The organism is Vibrio rotiferianus CAIM 577 = LMG 21460, from assembly GCF_002741985.1.
In the GTDB taxonomy this organism is placed as follows: Bacteria; Pseudomonadota; Gammaproteobacteria; order Enterobacterales; family Vibrionaceae; genus Vibrio; species Vibrio rotiferianus.
In genome coordinates this window covers 196,760-215,697 of sequence record NZ_APHW01000014.1, presented here as the reverse complement: position 1 = coordinate 215,697, position 18,938 = coordinate 196,760, and the positions used below count along the sequence as shown (strand labels likewise).

Below are 18,938 nucleotides of genomic sequence, written 5' to 3'. Positions count from 1 at the left end.
ATGAGTAATAATTCGAATAATCGCCACGAAATCCTAGAACGTAATGTCGGTTTGTTGGCTATTTTCATCGTGTTTGCAATCAGTTGGGGTGCGCTTGTAGAAATCACTCCTCTGATTTTCCAGAAGCAAACTACCGAGCCTGTAGAAAACCTGCGAGCTTACACTCCTCTGGAAATGGAAGGTCGTGACATATACATCCGTGAAGGTTGTAACGTTTGTCACAGTCAGATGATTCGTCCTTTCCGCTCTGAAACAGAGCGCTACGGTCACTACTCTGTTGCTGGCGAAAGTGTTTGGGAGCACCCATTCCTATGGGGTTCTAAGCGTACTGGTCCTGATTTAGCACGTGTAGGCGGACGTTACTCTGATGAATGGCATCGTGTTCACCTAATTGACCCACGTGAGCTAGTACCTGAATCAAATATGCCAGGTTTCCCTTGGCTTGAAGAAAACGTACTAGACGGCAAGCTGACGCAGAAGAAATTAGAAGTATTCCGCAACCAGTTCGGTGTTCCGTACACGGATGAACAAATCGCGAATGCGGCTAAAGAAGTAGAAGGTAAAACAGAGATGGATGCAATCATCGCTTACCTTCAGTCTCTTGGTCATGCAATGAAGTAAGGGGGGGGCATATGGATTTCGGTACAATTCATAGTATTTATACCGTTGTACTCTTCGCTAGTTTTATCGGCATCGTATGGTGGGCATTTAGCAAGAAACGTAAAGCACGTTTTGAAGAAGATGCTAACTTGGTGTTTGCTGACGAAGAACAAACGACCCCAAATAACCAAGGAGTGAAGAAGTAATGACTACATTCTGGAGTCTCTGGATTATCGTGATTACTGTCGGTACGCTAGTTGGCTGTGCGATCCTCCTGACTTGGTGCGCTAAAGATAAAATGGGCGTCGAGGAAGGGGAAGACATGGGCCACGAGTACGATGGTATTCGCGAGCTTAACAACCCTCTACCAAAATGGTGGACATACTTGTTTGTGAGCACATTTGTGTTTGCAGCTGTATATCTGGCCCTTTTTCCAGGCCTAGGTAACTTTAAAGGTTTCCTAAACTGGCAGAGTTCAGATCAAACCGTTCGTACGTTGGAAGAATCAAAAGAAGCCATCGCACGAGCACAAGAGAACAAACAACTTAACCAATACGCTAAAGAGCTAGATGACGCAGATGCATACTTCGGTGAAGCATTCCGTGCCCTTGCTCATAACGCAGATGGTCTACGCCCTATCCCAGAGATTGCGCAAGATCCTGAAGCAATTAAGGTTGGTCAGCGTTTGTTCCTGCAGAACTGTTCACAATGTCACGGTTCTGATGCTCGAGGTCAAACTGGCTTCCCTAACCTAACTGACAACGCATGGCTATACGGCGGCGAGCCAGCAGCTATCGTTACAACTATCATGCAAGGCCGTATCGGTCAGATGCCAGCGTGGAAAGATGCACTTGGCGAACAAGGTGTTCAAGAAGTCGTAAGCTACACGCTAAGCTTATCTGGTCGTAAAGTGAATGCACGTGAAGCGGAAGCTGGTAAAGCGCGTTTCGTTGTGTGTGCAGCTTGTCACGGTACAGATGGTAAGGGTAACCCTGCTGTAGGTGCTCCCGACCTAACTGATCAAACTTGGTTGTTCGGTGATTCGCGCGCCGCGGTAACCGAAACAGTTATGAATGGTCGCTCTGGTGTAATGCCTGCTTGGAAGGACATTCTAGGCGAAGACAAAGTTCAGCTTGTCGCGGCATACGTCTGGAGTTTAAGCAACTCAGACAATAAGTAACATTTCAATAACAGCCCCTTTCATAGGGGCTGTCTTTCCTTTAAATTTAAAGCCTTACATTTTTTCATTTAGCTGTTGAGAACTTTTTTATGGTAAAGCCTTGGTATAAACAATTTTGGCCGTGGTTCCTGATCATCCTACCTCTTACGGTTGTAGTATGGACGGTCGTTACAGTAGTCGTATTCGCCAACAACTCGGTATCTTTGGTCGCTGAGGATTACTATAAAAAAGGCAAAGGCATCAATATCGACATCAGTAAAATGAATGTCGCTCGTGACCTTGGTCTTAACGCTACAGTCTCTTCTGATAAGAACACGGTTGTTATCGCTTTCAATAAAGGCGAGTTGCCTCACTTCCCTGCTCTAACTGCAACGTTCACACACCGTACGTTGCCAGACCGTGACTTCACGAAGCTGCTTACAGCAGATGCAAAAGGTAATTATCGTTTAACTCCTGAAGATTCTATTCAGGGCCCTTGGTTCGTCGAGCTTGAACCACACAACAAAGAATGGATGATTCAAGGTCGAGTCGAGTTCCCTGCGCAACCAACAACATTAATGAAGTAAGTCTATGTGTAAATCCTGTTATCACTGCGGTGAAGATGTACCAGCCAACACGGATTTCAAAGTAGAAATATTAGGTGAAATTCGCGACATGTGTTGCCCTGGTTGTGAAACTGTGGCGCAAACTATTGTCGACAGCGGTTTAGTTTCCTACTACCAATATCGAACTGCGCCAGCTGAAAAAGCAGACTTAGTTCCAGAACAGCTACAAGCTCTCATTCATTATGACAACGAAGATGTTCAATCTGAGTTTGTTCGCAATCATGAAAATACGTCTGAAGTTACACTATCACTGGAAGGCGTGTCATGCGCCGCTTGTGCTTGGTTGATTGAAAAACAAGTGTCCGGTGTCAAAGGTTTGGTTTCTATTCGTGTGAACACCACCACTAACCGTGCATTGCTTGCGTGGGATAAGACACAAGTTCGCCTTAGTGAATTACTCTCTATCATTCACAAACTTGGCTATAAAGCAGCGCCTTTCGAAGCAGATAAGCAAGAAGCTGCCTACCATCATACGATGAAGCAGTACCTATACCGCCTCGGTATCGCTGGCCTTGCAACAATGCAGGTCATGATGCTCGCAGTAGCCCTGTATTTGGAAGTCTTTGGCGATTTAGAGCCGGAGTTTAAAAACTACTTCCGTTGGGTGAGTTTAATCTTCGCAACCCCTGTTTTGCTCTATTCAGCGCTTCCTTTCTACCTCAATGCATGGCGCAGCATTCGCGGCCGTACACTGGGTATGGATGTTCCTGTTTCCATTGCATTGATCTTTGCTTATGTCGCAAGTTTAGTTGCGACAGTTACTGAGCAAGGTGAAGTCTTCTTCGAATCCATTTCGATGTTTACCTTCTTCTTGCTAGTAGGTCGATTCTTGGAAATGCGAGCTCGCCGTAAGGCAGCCGCAGCTAGCGGCAACCTCCTCAAATTAATCCCTGCGATTGCTACAACGCTAGACGGTGAACAAATCCCAGTAAAGACCTTAAAGGTTGGTGACCGTATTCGCGTTCTCCCTGGCGAACACATCCCTGCAGATGGCAAAGTGATGTCAGGTCGCATACATATCGATGAATCAATGCTGACTGGCGAATCTGTTCACGTAGTAAAAAAAGCGGGCGATGCGGTATACGCAGGAACATTGAATGGAGATGAATCTTTCGAATTAAAAGTCACCAATTCGAAAGCAGATTCGATGATTTCGAATATTGTGCGTCTTCAAGATGAAGCGCAGCATTCCAAACCTAAGATTGCCGAGATCGCGGATGTGGTAGCACGCTATTTCGTTGGTGCTATTCTAATCATTTCGGCAGGCACATGGTTCTACTGGAATCAAACCAAACCTGATGATGCGTTCTGGATTATGTTGTCTGTCTTGGTCGCTACTTGTCCGTGTGCTCTATCTTTAGCAACGCCAACAGCACTAACTTGCGCAACATCTCGTATGGGCAATTTTGGTATCTTGCTGCGGAAAGGTCATGTTTTCGAGACACTGTGTAAGATTAATCACCTTGTCGTTGATAAAACAGGCACCTTAACCAAAGGCGACATCGAAATAAGTGAAACCAAAACCTTTGCTACCATAACGGAAGCCGAAGCACTCGCGATTGCAGCAGCACTTGAGGCTCATGCTAACCACCCTATTGCTCGTGCTTTTGCTGACTTTGGTCGAGAAGATCTCACAGTTAATGACGTTCAAAACGTCATTGGTTCGGGTATTCAAGGTATTTGGGGTAATAAAACAGTAAAAATCGGCAGCGCAAATTTTGTTGTTGGTGAAGTCCGAGATGAAAGCAATGCAGTATACCTTTCTGCGGATGATGTCCATGTTGCGACTTTCTACTACCGCGATCCTATTCGTAAACAGAGTAAAGAATTTATTCAACGTTTTGCTGACGCTGGTATCAAAACCACGTTGTTGACTGGAGATTCATTACAAAATGCTCAGCCAGTTGCCGATGAAATGGGCATCGACCATGTGATCGCATCGGCAAAACCAGAAGACAAACTCGCGTATCTTAAGGGGCTAGACAAAGACGATATCACTCTGATGGTTGGCGACGGTATAAACGATGCTCCAACACTAGCCGGTGCGCACCTCTCCGTTGCCATGGGTGGAGGTACAGATGTCGCTAAAGCTTCTGCAGATATGACGCTTCTTGGCGATAATTTAGAGAAGCTTTTAGAAGCGAGATTGCTTGCGATACGTACTAGAAAGATAATCAGAGAAAACTTGGCTTGGTCTTTGGGCTACAACCTGTTAATTTTGCCGCTGGCAGTTGCAGGCTTAGTCGCACCGTACGTGGCCGTTGTTGGTATGTCGGCAAGTTCTATTATTGTTGTATCCAACTCGTTGCGACTGCTTAAAGAGAAGTAAATGAGAGATCAAACATGGAAAGTCTATACATATTAATCCCTATCGCCATTGTATTGGTCTGTGTCGCTGTTGCTATTTTCCTATGGGCTGTTCGTAGCGATCAGTTTGAGGATTTAGAGCGACAAGGTCACAACATTCTTCTTGATGAAGACGAAAAACCGAATAACAAAAAACCATAACGTTACCCTATGAGTCCAGACTTTATTGGTGCATTTATGATCGGCCTCGTTGGGGCTGGTCATTGCATGGGAATGTGTGGTGGTATCGCATCACTGCTTTCTATTAGCGCACCGAACAATAATCCCTCCCCAACCATTCCTCTTTTCTATAACTTTGGAAGGCTTGCAAGCTACGCCTTGATTGGCGCTATTGTCGGTGGCGCAATCTCTGGCCTTTCTGAACTGAGCGGTCTAACCCAATCTCTTGCTTGGCTTCGTTTTGTCGCTGCACTTTTCATGATCCTAGTCGCACTCTATATCGCCAAATGGTGGCAGGGTTTATTGGTGATAGAAAAAGCTGGCCAGTATCTCTGGAAGTTTATCTCTCCAGCCGGAAAGAGGTTACTCCCTTTGAAGCATCCCTCTCACGCATTCCCATTTGGCTTTATCTGGGGGTGGCTACCTTGTGGCTTGGTTTATTCAGCGCTCACATGGTCTGCAGTTTCAGGGAGCGCACTAAATGGTGGATTAATCATGCTAGCATTTGGACTCGGCACTCTTCCATCCATGTTAGCGGTCGGGTACGGCGCGAGTCACTTTCAGAAGTTGCAAAAATCGTTAATATTTAGAAACATCTCAGCATTAATTCTAATAAGCTATGGCATGTATACTGCCGCTGGTGCGATGAGAATGCTTGGTTTCATATAGCATCAAAGTCGTTTTCCATCATATTTTTGCTACCCTTTAGGAGTAAGCAGTGATAAAATATTGATGTATATCAAATAGTGAAAGGTTGTTATGATTTCTGAAAAACCTGCAACAAAGCGTATCCAATCAGGCGGTTGCGCGATTCATTGCCAAGATTGTAGCATTAGCCAGCTGTGTATTCCGTTCACTCTAAATGAGTCTGAACTGGATCAGTTGGATCAAATCATCGAGCGTAAAAAGCCAATCCAAAAAGGCCAAGAGCTTTTTAAAGCAGGTGATGAGCTAAAATCTCTGTACGCTATCCGCTCTGGCACGATCAAGAGCTACACAATTACAGAACAAGGCGATGAGCAAATCACTGCGTTTCATTTAGCAGGTGACCTTGTAGGTTTCGACGCGATTACGGGTGACCTACACCCAAGTTTCGCTCAGGCTCTTGAAACATCAATGGTTTGTGAGATCCCTTACGAAATCCTTGATGACCTGTCAGGAAAAATGCCTAAACTTCGTCAACAGATCATGCGTCTGATGAGTAACGAAATTAAAGGCGACCAAGAAATGATCCTTCTGCTTTCTAAAAAGAACGCGGAAGAACGTTTAGCTGCTTTCCTTTACAACCTATCAACGCGTTTCTCGCAACGTGGTTTTAGCCCTCGTGAGTTCCGTTTAACCATGACTCGTGGTGACATCGGTAACTACCTAGGTCTAACGGTGGAAACCATCAGCCGACTTCTCGGCCGCTTCCAGAAGTCTGAAATTTTGAGCGTAAAAGGTAAGTACATCACCATCCTAGATCACGATGCATTGATGGAACTTGCTGGCGTTAGCAAAGACTAATTTGTCCTATCAATTGATGTAGCTCGAAAATGAGCTACATCATATTTCTTCTAAAATCCCTTCGAAAGTCCTCATATTCTTCCTCAAACTGAGCTACAGTAAAAATGTACCTTGAGTACTCCAATATACTGATTTACCTTATATTCAGTGTTTGGTTTTACAATAATAAGTGGGCTTAGTTATGAGTATATACAGTAAGATCCTTGTTGTTGCTGACATCAATAACGATGAGCAGCCAGCACTTGCAAGAGCAGTTCAACTCGCTCAAAAAAGTGTATCCAGAAGCCGAATCACTTTCTTTCTGTCAATCTACGATTTTTCGTATGACATGACCTCAATGCTGTCGGTCGATGAAAGAGATGCTATGCGTCGCGGTGTTATCCACCAACGTGAACAATGGATGCGTAAGATAGCCCAACCGTATTTAGACGATAGCTTCGACTTTGATGTTTGTGTTGTTTGGCATAATCGCCTTATGAAGCGATCATTGCTGAAGTCTTTGCCGGCGGTCACGACATCGTTATTAAAGGAACGCGTAAACACGATGTTCTAGAATCCGTCATTTTCACTCCTACAGATTGGCATTTGCTACGTAAGTGCCCTATCCCTGTTCTGTTGATTAAGAATGCTGAATGGCCAGAACATGCTAAGATTCTTGCCTCTGTCCATGTTGGGTCTGAAAATCCAACCCACATTGACTTGAATGATTCAATGGTTGAACGTCTTAAAGAAATCTCTAGTCGCCTCGATGCGGATCCGTATCTTGTTAATGCATACCCGGTGACCCCGGCTAACATTACTATCGAGTTGCCAGAGTTCGACCCAATGACGTACACCGATGCCGTTCGTGGGCATCACTTAACAGCAATGAAAGCGCTTCGTCAAAAACACGGCTTGGATGAAGAACAAACTATTGTTGAGCAAGGCCTACCTGAGGACATCATTCCTACCACCGCTGAAAAACTAAATGCAGCAATGGTTATTCTTGGTACAACTGGGCGTACGGGTCTTTCAGCAGTATTTATTGGTAACACTGCTGAGCATGTGATTGATAAAATTAATTGCGACGTACTGGCATTGAAACCAAACGGTTACATCAGTCCGCTTGATCCAAACACGGCCACATAGTGACTTTTGAGTTTTAAAGCTATAAAGAAATGAAAATCCCCCAACTATTGGGGGATTTTTTATGTTGCTGACAGCCCTTAGAGCACGTCGAACAAAAAGGAGGCTAATTCAGCCTCCTCTTTCAAACTAGATATTGGTTACATCGATAAACATAGACTCATCAATGTTGGTTGAAGAAACCACGGCTTCGCTGAATTCGTATTCTTCACGATTACCTTCACGATCTAATGGAAGGTTTTCAAAGTCAAACAATTCACGGTCAGCAAGCTGACTTGGGCTTACATTTTGGATTGACTTGAAGATAGCTTCTACACGACCAGGTGTCTTCTTGTCCCAATCAATAAGCATTGCTTTAATCGATTGACGTTGAAGGTTCTCTTGTGAGCCACATAGGTTACAAGGGATGATAGGGAAATCCTTATGTTCGGCATATTTGATCAGGTCTTTTTCACGACAGTATGTCAGTGGACGAATCACAACGTTACGACCATCATCTGAACGAAGCTTTGGTGGCATCGCTTTAAGGCGTGAGCCATGGAACATGTTCAAGAACATTGTCTCTACGATGTCATCCATGTGGTGACCAAGCGCCAGTTTAGTTGCGCCAATCTTCTCTGCGAAAGAGTAAAGCGTACCACGACGAAGACGTGAACACAGACCACAAGTTGTTTTGCCTTCAGGCACTTTCTCTTTAACTACTGAGTAAGTGTCCTTGTCTACGATGTAGTAAGGAATGTTCAGCGTTTCAAAGTAATCTGGAAGAATGTGCTCAGGGAATCCAGGTTGTTTCTGGTCAAGGTTAACCGCTACCACTTCAAACTTGATTGGTGCAGCCTTTTGTAGATTCAACAGGATATCCAGCATCGCGAATGAATCTTTACCACCACTAATACATGCCATCACAACATCGCCTTCTTCGATCATGTTGTAATCAGTAATGGCATTTCCAACATTTCTTCTGAGGCGTTTCTGAAGCTTGTTGAATTCTAGGGTTTCTTTTCTTGTATCTACTTGGTTCATTGCGGGCTCTCACATCGCCGATAAATCGACTAGGGCTTCCTAACATGGGTTTCTATGGGGCGTGGATTATACGAGCTTTTTACGCAGGATTAAATGTTTGTGTGACCGAGTCACCAATAAATGCACTCGAAAACAGCGCGATGAGCAATAAAAATAAAAAAGAGCCGCAATTGCAGCTCTTTCAAAATCAAATCACGATTACTTTTTCGCGTTTGGTAGATAAGGTAGCACGCGAGTTGTTGGCTGAGGCAATATCATATGACCACCCTCGCCAATCTCACTTAGTGCTACTTGTACTTTACCATTCACAATGGCCTTTTCCGTACCATCGGAGAATCTGATGTTGTCATTCAACTCATCAGCAAACTCCATGGTCACGCCTTGAACTTCTGGAGTGAACCAGCCTGCAAACATACCACCAAGATCTTCAAGTAAAGCCTGCATTTGTGGCATTAATGGCGTTAGTTGCTCGTATGAAACGCTACCCTGTAACGGATGTTTAGTCATTACAACTAAAGAATAATCACATCGCGTATCTTTCGGAGTTTGCACAAAGACAAGCGGATTCGCTGACTTCAGGTTTTTGTCGATTGGAATTGGAAGCTCCTTAGAAGCCGGAATCACAAACTCTTCGTAATGCTCTTCTTTTTCCATCCATGCTTTTTCAATCTCACACAACTGCTTGGTGTCTGCATCTACAAAGAACACACCAACTTTTACATCATCGTGGCCTTCTTTCGCATTATTCTTCAATTGTGTATAGAGCTTGGAATACGTGAACATGTATTCTTGCGCGTGAGTTGCAGGCGATGCTAAGACCAGTACCGCACTGCCTAGTAAACTTAGGCTTAACTTCTTCATCCGATCCGTTATTTCTTTTATTGTGTCCAGTAAGCGTTATTGTGACGAATCATTGCACGTAAGTCATTAACATAGGCGATGCCGCGTTCGGAATACGCAAGCAAACCATGAGTCAATTCAGATGCTGTCGCCACAGATAACAAATCCTTGTGTTTCTCAGCTAAGTTAGCGCGAATATCGCGTAAATCAGCATAAGCACGGTTGCGATTCACATTCATAAAGTATCCGTGTACAGATTCCTGAACAGTGTCAAACTTCTCTACTTCATGTGTTTTACCTGCGCCGCGTTTTGCAGGAACAATACCGCAGCCCTTCTTATAACACCATTGACCAAACAAGTTATTTGCTTGAGTTGCAAAACGAGAGGTTCCCCACGCAGATTCATTGGCTGCTTGGGTTAACACTAGTGCTTCAGGCAACACATTGACGCGCTTGAGCATTTCATCCAACCAAGCTTGTGTGACTGTACCATTCTTCAATGGATAGGAATAAAGTGCAGCCAAACGCTCTGCGTATGACGTTTGCTCCGAACTTACCTCTCCGACTTTCAAAGAAGTTAAGAAAGCACGTTCTTTCTCGATACGCTGATTTTCTAAAGCGATTTTCGGACGAAGGAAGTCGAAAAAAGCCGTCTTCTTATCTTTCGTGTCTGTGATCGAATTGAAATCTGGAATATCACCAATATACGGAAGATGTGACAGGTCTGGGTGCGAAACAGGTCTATGCACGACTTGTGGGTCAATCGCCTTGCGATACTCACGGTCATAATGCAAATAAGGACCAATAGAAACAAAAGTAGCGGCTATTGTGATAGCCGCCACTCGTAAACTCATAGATTTTAAAGATTTAGGCATCAAACACCTGAGATTTACCATCGTGATCGTTATCATTTTTCTGTGTTGCTACGATCTTCAACTTAATACCGAACATTTCGCGGTAAAGGATACCCTTCAGATGGAAAAAGAATGGTAACACGAAAATTAAGCCGATTCCGTAGAACATTGCTGCAATAATAAACATCAACATCACGCCTAAGTAAAGCCCTGCGACGACAAAAAGCTTCTTATTGATTGCACGAAGTGACAACAGAAGCGACTGCATTGGAGGAACTCTTTTCTCACAAATCAACAAGATAGAGTGGCTAAATGCCAAAGAAAGGTAAAGAGACAGCAACGGGAAAATCATTCCTGCTACACCCTGCATCATAAGGCTAAACAGCGTCGCCAAGATCACTGGAACGGTGAATTGAAGTCCCTTACCTACGTGACGTACTTTTGTCTTTAAGCCCGCTACATGGCTCATCGCCATCAAACTAATACCAGCATAAATTGGCGCACTGATTACTTCATAGCTAAAGTTTGCTACATAAATGGCGGACACAATATCGGTTGTAAATGATTCTGGGTCTTGAAGTGCATCAAGAATGACGCTTGGGTTTCCTAATTGAAGTTGTAATGCAATATAAAAGATACCTAGCTGAACAAAGAGCAATAAAATGATAGCCGGAGAAAAGGATAAGAATTGTTGGATAGTGATACGCCAAGCTTCACTAAAAACTGCTCCGGCTTTTAGTTCGTATTGGCCAGAAAGAGCGCGCTCAATACTCCCTCCAAGATTAAAATCTTTCTCAAAATCGTTGTTCATATGTTATCCAAGGCTAACTTTTAAAATATACGCTGAAAAACCAGCTAATTAATAAGGGCGTCATTATAAAGAAATCTTTGCATGTCTAAAATCATAACAACGCCTAAATACTTGCAAATTCTACCATTTGGTCGATAATTAACCACTTGCAAATCTATGAAATAGCAAACATTTGCCAGCGAAGCTAATACCTAACGAAGTGATAGTGGAAGCACAAATACTGTCATAAAAACAGTATGGTAAGGAATGTTTACTTTTGCCTGTAAAATTTTTTCTGTTTCAAGATAAGAAAATGCTTTGATTTCACAATTTTGGTGATTATGATGCGCGCCTCAAAAGTGAATGACTATTGTCACATCAATTGGATCCACCCCAACTTGAACGTGGGAGAAATACAGACGTTGAACGCTAAACAGCAAGCAGGAAAGCCAGTAGTTCGTCTATCTGGTATTAGCAAAAGTTTCGATGGCAAGGAGATCATCGGTAATTTAAATCTGGATGTTAATCATGGTGAGTTTCTGACGATTCTTGGTCCATCAGGTTGTGGTAAAACAACGGTTTTACGCATGATTGCGGGCTTTGAGACGGCAGACAACGGTCAAATCGTATTAGATGACCAAGATGTAACACAGGTTCCTGCAGAGCAAAGGCACGTCAACACGGTATTTCAGAGTTACGCACTCTTCCCTCATATGACCGTATTCGAAAACGTTGCATTTGGTCTTCGTATGCAGAAAACCCCTGCAGCAGAGATCGAGCCACGAGTGATGGATGCTTTACGTATGGTTCGCCTTGAAAAAATGGCACAACGTAAGCCTCACCAACTTTCTGGTGGTCAGCAACAACGTATCGCGATTGCGCGTGCGGTTGTTAATAAGCCAAAAGTACTGCTGCTAGATGAATCTCTATCTGCACTTGATTACAAATTGCGTAAGCAAATGCAAATCGAGCTGAAACAACTTCAGCGTCAACTTGGTATTACCTTTATCTTCGTTACGCACGATCAGGAAGAAGCCCTATCGATGTCTGACCGCATTATTGTTATGCGCGACGGTGTTATCGAGCAAGACGGTTCTCCACGTGAGATTTATGAAGAACCTAAGAACCTATTTGTTGCTCGCTTTATCGGTGAGATCAACGTATTCAACGCAACCATGCTAGAGCGTATCGACGAGAAACGTATCCGTGCAGAAATCGAAGGTGTTGAGTCAGTTGTTTACTACGATCAAGAAGCTCAACCAGGTGACAAGCTACAAGTACTACTTCGCCCAGAAGACTTACGCATCGAAGAGATCAAAGAGTCTGAAGAAAAAGGCATCGTAGGTCACGTAACAGAGCGTACCTATAAAGGTATGACGCTTGATTCAGTTATCCAGTTGGATTCAGGCATGCGCGTGATGGTAAGCGAATTCTTTAACGAAGATGATCCAGATGTGGACCACTCCCTCGGCCAGAAAGTCGCTATTACTTGGGTTGAGAGCTGGGAGGTAGTACTAAATGATAAGCAAGAAGCTTAATCTTCAGAACGCGATCATTACCCTAATCGTTGGCTGGCTAACACTGTTTGTGTTAGTACCAAACCTAATGATTATCGGTACGAGTTTCTTGACGCGTGATGAAGCGAACCTAATTGAATTAACGTTTACTTTCGACAACTACCTTCGCCTACTCGATCCTCTGTATGCAAAAGTGTTGATGCACTCTTTCTACATGGCGATCATCGCAACCTTGTTGTGTCTGGTGATTGGTTACCCATTTGCTTACATCGTAGCGAAAATGCCTGAGAAATGGCGTCCGTTCATGTTGTTCTTGGTGATTGTACCGTTCTGGACTAACTCTCTGATCCGCACTTACGGTCTGAAGATTGTTCTCGGTACTCAGGGCATTTTGAACAAATCGTTGATGGCGATGGAAATCATCGATAAGCCGATGCGTTTAATGTACACCGAAACAGCAGTAATGATCGGTCTTGTGTACATCCTACTTCCATTTATGATTTTGCCACTCTACTCGGCGATTGAGAAGTTGGACAACACTTACATCGAGGCAGCAAAAGACCTTGGTGCGAACAAGTTCCAAACCATTACTAAAGTGATTCTCCCTCTGACAATGCCTGGCATTATCGGTGGCTGTTTGTTGGTTCTACTACCTGCACTAGGTATGTTCTACATCTCTGACCTTCTAGGCGGTGCGAAGAACCTACTGATTGGTAACGTGATTAAGAGCCAAGTACTGAACGCTCGTGACTGGCCATTTGGTGCCGCGACCAGTATCGCCCTCACCTTCGCAATGGCTGTGATGCTTTACGCTTACTACAGAGCAGGCAAACTATTGAATAAGAAAGTGGAGCTAGACTAATGGGACGCACAGTTAGATTTAGCTTTATGGCGCTGGTATATGCATTTTTGTATCTACCAATCATCGTCTTAATTGTTAACTCATTTAATGCCAATAAGTTTGGTATGAAATGGGGTGGTTTTACTACTAAGTGGTACGAAACCTTAGTTAATAACGACAGCCTAATGCAGGCTGCATGGCATTCATTGAACGTCGCGGTATTTTCTGCAACTGCTGCTACAATTATTGGGAGTTTGACAGCCGTTGCTCTATTCCGTTACTCGTTCAAAGGTAAAGGCGCAGTAAACGGCATGCTGTTTGTCGTAATGATGTCTCCAGATATTGTAATGGCGATTTCATTGCTTGCTCTGTTCCTCGTATTAGGCGCACAGCTTGGCTTCTTTACGCTATTGATTGCTCACATCACCTTCTGTCTACCGTTCGTTGTGGTAACAGTGTACAGCCGCTTAAATGGCTTTGATGTGAAGATGTTGGAAGCAGCAAAAGACCTTGGTGCAAGCGAATGGGTAATCTTGAAGCAGATCATCCTTCCTCTCGCTAAACCAGCGGTTGCTGCAGGTTGGCTACTAAGCTTTACCTTGTCTCTAGACGACGTAATTATTAGCTCGTTTGTGACAGGTCCAACATACGAAATCCTACCATTGAAGATTTACTCAATGGTTAAGGTGGGCATTTCACCGGAAGTGAACGCCCTTGCAACGGTCATGCTGATTGTTTCTTTGGTTCTTGTAGTAATTTCTCAGTTGCTAGCAAGAGAAAAAGTGAAGTAAAATCCCCACCCGTTAACATCGCGAAACAGAATGGTTAAATGCCATTCTGTTTTTCTATCTATCGTCCAAAATCAATTGGACAACGTTTGGTTTGGAGCTAACGTCAATGAAAAAATGGGCTACTCTATTAGCTGGTAGTGCATGTGCGCTTTCTCTGTTCTCTGGTACAGCGGCAGCGGATGATAAAGAATTAGTATTTATGAACTGGGGTCCTTACATCAACAGTAATATCCTAGAGCAATTTACTAAAGAAACTGGCATCAAAGTGATCTACTCGACTTATGAGTCGAACGAGACTTTGTATGCAAAGCTAAAAACTCATAACCAAGGTTATGACCTAGTGGTTCCTTCCACTTACTTCGTAGCGAAGATGCGTGACGAAGGTATGCTACAAAAGATCGATAAGACTAAGCTGAAGAACTTTGGCAACCTAGATACAAACTACCTAGACAAGCCTTACGATCCAAACAACGACTACTCTATTCCACACGTTGTTGCGATTACAGGTCTAGCGGTGAACGCAGACATGTACGATCCAAACGATTTCCAAAGCTGGGCTGACCTATGGAAGCCAGAGCTTGAAGGTCAAGTAATGCTAATGGACGACACTCGTGAAGTGTTCCACATTGCACTACGCAAACTGGGTTACTCAGGTAACTCTACGGATCCAAAACAAATTGACGAAGCATACGCAGAGCTACAAAAGCTAATGCCAAACGTTCTAGTATTTAACTCTGATAACCCAGGTGCACCATACATGTCTGGCGAAGTTGGCGTTGGTATGCTTTGGAACGGCAGCGCAGCAGCAGCTCAAAATGAAGGCATGAACCTTAAGCTAGTATTCCCTAAAGAAGGTGGTATCGGCTGGGTTGATAACTTCGCTATCTCTTCTGGTGCAAAAAACGTAGAAGCGGCTCATAAGATGATCGACTTCCTACTACGTCCAGAAATCGCAGAGCAAATTTCAGCGGACACGGGTTACCTAACAGCGGTTGCAGAATCGAACGCTAAGTTCAAAGACGTTGCGCCACTGTTCCCTTCTCAAGAAGATCTTGACCGCGTTGAATGGCAAGATTCTGTTGGCGACATGACAGTGAAGTACGAAGATTACTTCTTGAAGCTGAAAGCGGGTCAATAATCGCTTACTAAGCCATCTACTAAATGAAAATAGGCAGCAATACGCTGCCTATTTTTGTAATTGACTGATATAATTGTATGTTGCTAGGTTTATTTGACTCGAGTTCAAGCATTACGCTCTATTTTGTTCGTAATGCCTGTTGTCATGGCTCAGATAAACAGAATTGTGCTTATCGCAATTTGGCTCAAATCGTTATTTGTTACTAGTATTGATTTGTCCTGTTGCTGAACAAAACGGAAAACAAATGAAAAGTAAATTCTACGCAAGCGCACTGTGTGCAGCGACGCTAATCGCTACCCCTGCAATGGCTGCTGATCAAGAGCTGTATTTCTACAACTGGTCGGAATACATTCCAAACGAAGTTCTTGAAGACTTTACAAAAGAAACTGGTATCAAAGTTATCTACTCTACGTACGAGTCTAACGAAAGCATGTACGCGAAGTTGAAAACTCAAGGTTCTGGTTACGACTTGGTAGTACCGTCTACCTATTTCGTATCTAAAATGCGTAAAGAAGGCATGCTGCAAAAGATCGACAAAGAGAAATTATCTCACTTTGCTGATCTAGACACTAACTTCCTAAACAAGCCGTTCGACCCGAACAACAACTACTCTATCCCATACATTTGGGGTGCGACCGGTATTGGTATCAATGCTGATATGCTAGACAAGTCTTCTGTGACTAAATGGGATGACTTCTGGGATAGCAAGTGGGAAGGTCAACTAATGCTAATGGATGATTCTCGCGAAGTATTCCACATTGCATTAACAAAACTTGGTTATTCTCCAAACACGACTAACCCTGACGAAATCAAAGCGGCTTACGAAGAGCTGAAAAAGCTAATGCCGAACGTATTGGTGTTCAACTCAGACTTCCCAGCGAACCCTTACTTAGCAGGAGAAGTATCACTTGGTATGCTTTGGAACGGTTCTGCATACATGGCTCGTCAAGAAGGCGCTAACATCGACATCATCTGGCCAGAAAAAGGCACTATCTTCTGGATGGACAGCCTAGCGATCCCAGCTGGCGCGAAGAACGTTGATGCGGCTCATAAAATGATCGACTTCCTACTACGTCCTGAGAATGCGGCTAAGATTGCGCTAGAGATTGGTTACCCTACTCCTGTGAAAACAGCTCATGATCTACTACCGAAAGAATTTGCTAACGATCCAAGCATCTTCCCTCCACAAGAAGTGATGGACAGCGGTACATGGCAAGATGAAGTTGGTGAAGCAAGCGTGCTTTACGATGAGTACTTCCAAAAACTAAAAGTAGACAACTAATCAGTCTGTCGAAATAGTTCAGAAAAGCGGCTTCGGTCGCTTTTCTTGTATCTGAAACTCGCTCTTTGCATCTCAAACTATACTGCTCAGATTACAAAGCGTCAGAAGACAAAGTTTCAAAATACAAAAAGGCATCGAATCACTCGATGCCTTTCTTATATGGATAATCAACCAACGTGTTTAGGTGCTAGTTTCGTTTTCCAAAGCGAGAATCTCATCTACTAGTTTCGGTACTTCGATGCTTGCCTTGCCGTAGCGCTTTTCTTCAAACTCACTCTCGACAGCACTTGGCTCTAGGTTGATCTCAATCGTATGGGCGCCATGCATTTTCGCATCGTGAACAAAACCAGCTGCAGGGTAAACGACACCAGACGTACCAATGGAAATAAACAAATCTGCTTCTTCTAACGCCGCATAAATCTCCCCCATGCGTAATGGCATCTCACCAAACCAAACAATGTGTGGGCGCATCTGTGAAGGAATTTGGCAGCAGTGACACAACTCACCAGTTTGAATGTCTTCCGAATGTTCAATGACTTGATTTGATTCGCTGCAGCGTGCTTTCAGTAGTTCGCCATGCATGTGGATGATATTGGCACTACCACCTCTTTCGTGCAAATTATCGATGTTTTGCGTGATGATAGTTACTTTGCCTTCTAGCTCTTTTTCAAGGTGCCCTAACGCGGTATGAGCAGCGTTTGGCTTGATATCGTCACCTTGTAGTTTTTTACGGCGTTGATTATAGAATGATTGAACAAGATCCGGATCGCGGTCAAAACCTTCTGGTGTTGCCACATCTTCTATTCGGTGATTCTCCCAAAGACCATCCTGAGCTCGAAATGTTTGAATACCAGACTCAGCCGAAATGCCTGCGCCAGTAAGTACTACAATATTTCTATAAGGGAAATTCATAACCTATCCTTGTTGTTCTTTTTCATTAGCTTAACACTGAACGAATAACAACAGTAGTAATATGGATTAGACCATGGTCGTATTGGTCTTAATTAGAATGATAAATTGAGAGGCAAAGCAATGAGACGTGTATCTCTTGTCCTTATCCTATTGAGTACTTTAGCAGGGTGTCAGCTTACAAATGTTGAGGGTGAATTCGACGATGTAAAAGTCAAAGTGAGTACCAATGATAATAACAAACATCCGGGTCATGGCGGAGATTTTTGCCCACCGGGTCAAGCAAAGAAAGGAAACTGCTAAATTAAAACAGCGGTACAATGTATGCCACTACTTTAATTAGACTTCTTCGCTGGGTGGAGCGCAATGACTATCAACTTGCGCTCCATTCTACCCCGACCGACTTTTAGGACCGGGACTCAGATCGCCTAGCTCTTCAAGCCTTTTACAAGAAAGTACTCTCTTTAACCATTTTGAGGTTGCTCGGATATACTAACGAGTAATCCGCCCTGCTTTTGCCTCTTCTAGCCAACGTCCTTCAACAAGATATGGTGGTAACCAACCTGTTTCGACAGACAATCGGTTCCCTTTGTCATACCACATACATGCCATACCAAGCAGAGGGAAAGAGATGAAGGTTTCTATTGAAATCAAATTTTTAGGCGTATCTAATCGCATTTGGTATTGCTCTTGGAACTGTAGATTCTTAACAAGCACCTCTTCAAAGTCATAACCAATATCAGTGGTAAGTGCCGCGAGAGTTTCTAGAATCCCCATCGCAATTTCCAGCGCCCAGTCATCTCCATGAGCCACCGCTGCGTCCATCGCAACCACAAGCTTATCGGGGTAATCCGATGTGCGATTGTGATACGACTGAATGACATCCACCAACATATAAGACAATTCACCCGCCTTCGTGGAACTTTGTTTCATCAGAGAAATCGGAAAATTCGCCAACAGGTCCATACTGGGTTTATCACGCACAATCACCGAAGTGAAATATGCATCAAGCCATCGGTTAGGGTGTAAACATCCCGTTTTTAAAATGCCGTCACCTTTCCAAGTTACCTCAGGGTATCCAGGTATTTGAATACTCTGAGCTTCATCTGGCTTTATGGCAAGCTGATGATAAAAAGCACGCATTAATGATGCTTCATACAGGCAAAGCGTTCCGGTTTGTTCATTTTCTATTGATTGTGGGAACCACGAGTACCACCTTACTAGTTCAAACGCTTCATCACTTAGAGCAACTAAGTTTTCTCTCCGAATACAGATTACCTCTTTGCGTGTATCGAGGTCTTCATTAATATCGGAGTTATAGCCTTGGATTAGCTCTGGAGTTAGTTTCGGATTAGCACTTCTTTCTAATTTACTTTTGTCAGACATTGTCAACTCGCCTAAGTCTTCCTTA

At 43.7% G+C, this 18,938-nt stretch carries 20 protein-coding genes and 1 pseudogene; 15 read left to right on the top strand and 6 right to left on the bottom strand.

Annotated features, from left to right (window positions below):
* The 9 genes and pseudogenes from ccoO to uspE all read left to right on the top strand — a co-directional run bounded on the left by ccoO (window position 1) and on the right by uspE (window position 7,545).
* Window positions 1-621, top strand: a complete 621-nt coding sequence (gene ccoO, locus B853_RS07305; RefSeq protein WP_010447943.1) for a cytochrome-c oxidase, cbb3-type subunit II — start codon at window positions 1-3, stop codon at window positions 619-621.
* A gap of 11 nt (window positions 622-632) precedes the next feature.
* Window positions 633-806, top strand: a complete 174-nt coding sequence (locus tag B853_RS07300; protein ID WP_005396487.1) for a cbb3-type cytochrome oxidase subunit 3 — start codon at window positions 633-635, stop codon at window positions 804-806.
* Complete coding sequence (ccoP, locus tag B853_RS07295; RefSeq protein WP_010447942.1) at window positions 806-1,780, top strand: cytochrome-c oxidase, cbb3-type subunit III; 975 nt, start codon at window positions 806-808, stop codon at window positions 1,778-1,780. Before B853_RS07300 ends, ccoP begins: the two co-directional genes overlap by 1 nt.
* A gap of 89 nt (window positions 1,781-1,869) precedes the next feature.
* Complete coding sequence (locus B853_RS07290; RefSeq protein WP_010447941.1) at window positions 1,870-2,346, top strand: FixH family protein; 477 nt, start codon at window positions 1,870-1,872, stop codon at window positions 2,344-2,346.
* Window positions 2,347-2,350: 4 nt separating this feature from the next.
* Window positions 2,351-4,714 carry a heavy metal translocating P-type ATPase gene (locus B853_RS07285; protein ID WP_038883684.1) on the top strand — a complete coding sequence of 788 codons (2,364 nt, stop codon included), beginning with the start codon at window positions 2,351-2,353 and terminating at the stop codon, window positions 4,712-4,714.
* Between the two features lie 14 nt (window positions 4,715-4,728).
* The gene (ccoS, locus tag B853_RS07280) at window positions 4,729-4,893 is read left to right on the top strand and encodes a cbb3-type cytochrome oxidase assembly protein CcoS (RefSeq protein ID WP_010447939.1); all 165 of its coding nucleotides are present in this window, start codon (window positions 4,729-4,731) and stop codon (window positions 4,891-4,893) included.
* Between the two features lie 9 nt (window positions 4,894-4,902).
* Window positions 4,903-5,580 (top strand): sulfite exporter TauE/SafE family protein, encoded by a 678-nt coding sequence (locus B853_RS07275; protein ID WP_038883685.1) that lies wholly within the window; start codon window positions 4,903-4,905, stop codon window positions 5,578-5,580.
* A 90-nt stretch (window positions 5,581-5,670) separates the two neighbouring features.
* Window positions 5,671-6,417 (top strand): fumarate/nitrate reduction transcriptional regulator Fnr, encoded by a 747-nt coding sequence (gene fnr / locus B853_RS07270; protein WP_005429849.1) that lies wholly within the window; start codon window positions 5,671-5,673, stop codon window positions 6,415-6,417.
* 181 nt (window positions 6,418-6,598) lie between these two features.
* Window positions 6,599-7,545: pseudogene (gene uspE, locus B853_RS07265) on the top strand (universal stress protein UspE).
* A gap of 126 nt (window positions 7,546-7,671) precedes the next feature.
* Here uspE and ttcA read toward each other — a convergent pair.
* The 4 genes from ttcA to B853_RS07245 form a co-directional block, all read right to left on the bottom strand.
* Window positions 7,672-8,565 (bottom strand): tRNA 2-thiocytidine(32) synthetase TtcA, encoded by an 894-nt coding sequence (gene ttcA / locus B853_RS07260; RefSeq protein ID WP_038883688.1) that lies wholly within the window; start codon window positions 8,563-8,565, stop codon window positions 7,672-7,674.
* 198 nt (window positions 8,566-8,763) lie between these two features.
* A complete protein-coding gene (locus tag B853_RS07255) occupies window positions 8,764-9,426 on the bottom strand; it encodes a DUF2987 domain-containing protein (RefSeq protein ID WP_038883690.1) in 663 nt (220 codons plus the stop codon).
* A gap of 17 nt (window positions 9,427-9,443) precedes the next feature.
* On the bottom strand, window positions 9,444-10,280 hold the full coding sequence (locus tag B853_RS07250) for a glucosaminidase domain-containing protein (RefSeq protein ID WP_038883693.1): 837 nt from the start codon (window positions 10,278-10,280) through the stop codon (window positions 9,444-9,446).
* Window positions 10,273-11,070 (bottom strand): DUF2189 domain-containing protein, encoded by a 798-nt coding sequence (locus tag B853_RS07245; protein ID WP_010447927.1) that lies wholly within the window; start codon window positions 11,068-11,070, stop codon window positions 10,273-10,275. The genes B853_RS07250 and B853_RS07245 overlap by 8 nt, the downstream gene beginning before the upstream one ends.
* Window positions 11,071-11,393: 323 nt before the next feature.
* On the opposite strand from B853_RS07245, the gene potA reads away from it, so the two are divergent.
* The 5 genes from potA to B853_RS07220 all read left to right on the top strand — a co-directional run bounded on the left by potA (window position 11,394) and on the right by B853_RS07220 (window position 16,618).
* Window positions 11,394-12,587 carry a spermidine/putrescine ABC transporter ATP-binding protein PotA gene (gene potA, locus B853_RS07240; protein WP_227741890.1) on the top strand — a complete coding sequence of 398 codons (1,194 nt, stop codon included), beginning with the start codon at window positions 11,394-11,396 and terminating at the stop codon, window positions 12,585-12,587.
* Complete coding sequence (potB, locus tag B853_RS07235; RefSeq protein ID WP_010447924.1) at window positions 12,568-13,428, top strand: spermidine/putrescine ABC transporter permease PotB; 861 nt, start codon at window positions 12,568-12,570, stop codon at window positions 13,426-13,428. The genes potA and potB overlap by 20 nt, the downstream gene beginning before the upstream one ends.
* Complete coding sequence (gene potC / locus B853_RS07230) at window positions 13,428-14,198, top strand: spermidine/putrescine ABC transporter permease PotC (RefSeq protein ID WP_005389180.1); 771 nt, start codon at window positions 13,428-13,430, stop codon at window positions 14,196-14,198. Before potB ends, potC begins: the two co-directional genes overlap by 1 nt.
* Before the next feature lie 106 nt (window positions 14,199-14,304).
* Window positions 14,305-15,336 carry an extracellular solute-binding protein gene (locus B853_RS07225; protein ID WP_010447915.1) on the top strand — a complete coding sequence of 344 codons (1,032 nt, stop codon included), beginning with the start codon at window positions 14,305-14,307 and terminating at the stop codon, window positions 15,334-15,336.
* A 244-nt stretch (window positions 15,337-15,580) separates the two neighbouring features.
* The gene (locus B853_RS07220) at window positions 15,581-16,618 is read left to right on the top strand and encodes an extracellular solute-binding protein (RefSeq protein WP_005445793.1); all 1,038 of its coding nucleotides are present in this window, start codon (window positions 15,581-15,583) and stop codon (window positions 16,616-16,618) included.
* 180 nt (window positions 16,619-16,798) lie between these two features.
* On the opposite strand, the gene cobB is transcribed toward B853_RS07220, so the two are convergent.
* Entirely contained in the window at window positions 16,799-17,530 is a 732-nt protein-coding gene (cobB, locus tag B853_RS07215) for a Sir2 family NAD+-dependent deacetylase (protein WP_038883696.1), read from the bottom strand.
* 120 nt (window positions 17,531-17,650) lie between these two features.
* Between cobB and B853_RS26415 the strand changes: the two genes are divergently transcribed.
* Window positions 17,651-17,830 (top strand): hypothetical protein, encoded by a 180-nt coding sequence (locus tag B853_RS26415; RefSeq protein ID WP_045389674.1) that lies wholly within the window; start codon window positions 17,651-17,653, stop codon window positions 17,828-17,830.
* Window positions 17,831-18,019: 189 nt separating this feature from the next.
* Here the strand turns inward: B853_RS26415 and B853_RS07205 are convergent, their stop codons facing one another.
* Window positions 18,020-18,913: an immunity 49 family protein gene (locus B853_RS07205; RefSeq protein WP_038883698.1), complete on the bottom strand. Its 894-nt coding sequence runs from the start codon at window positions 18,911-18,913 to the stop codon at window positions 18,020-18,022.
* Window positions 18,914-18,938: the final 25 nt, after the last annotated feature.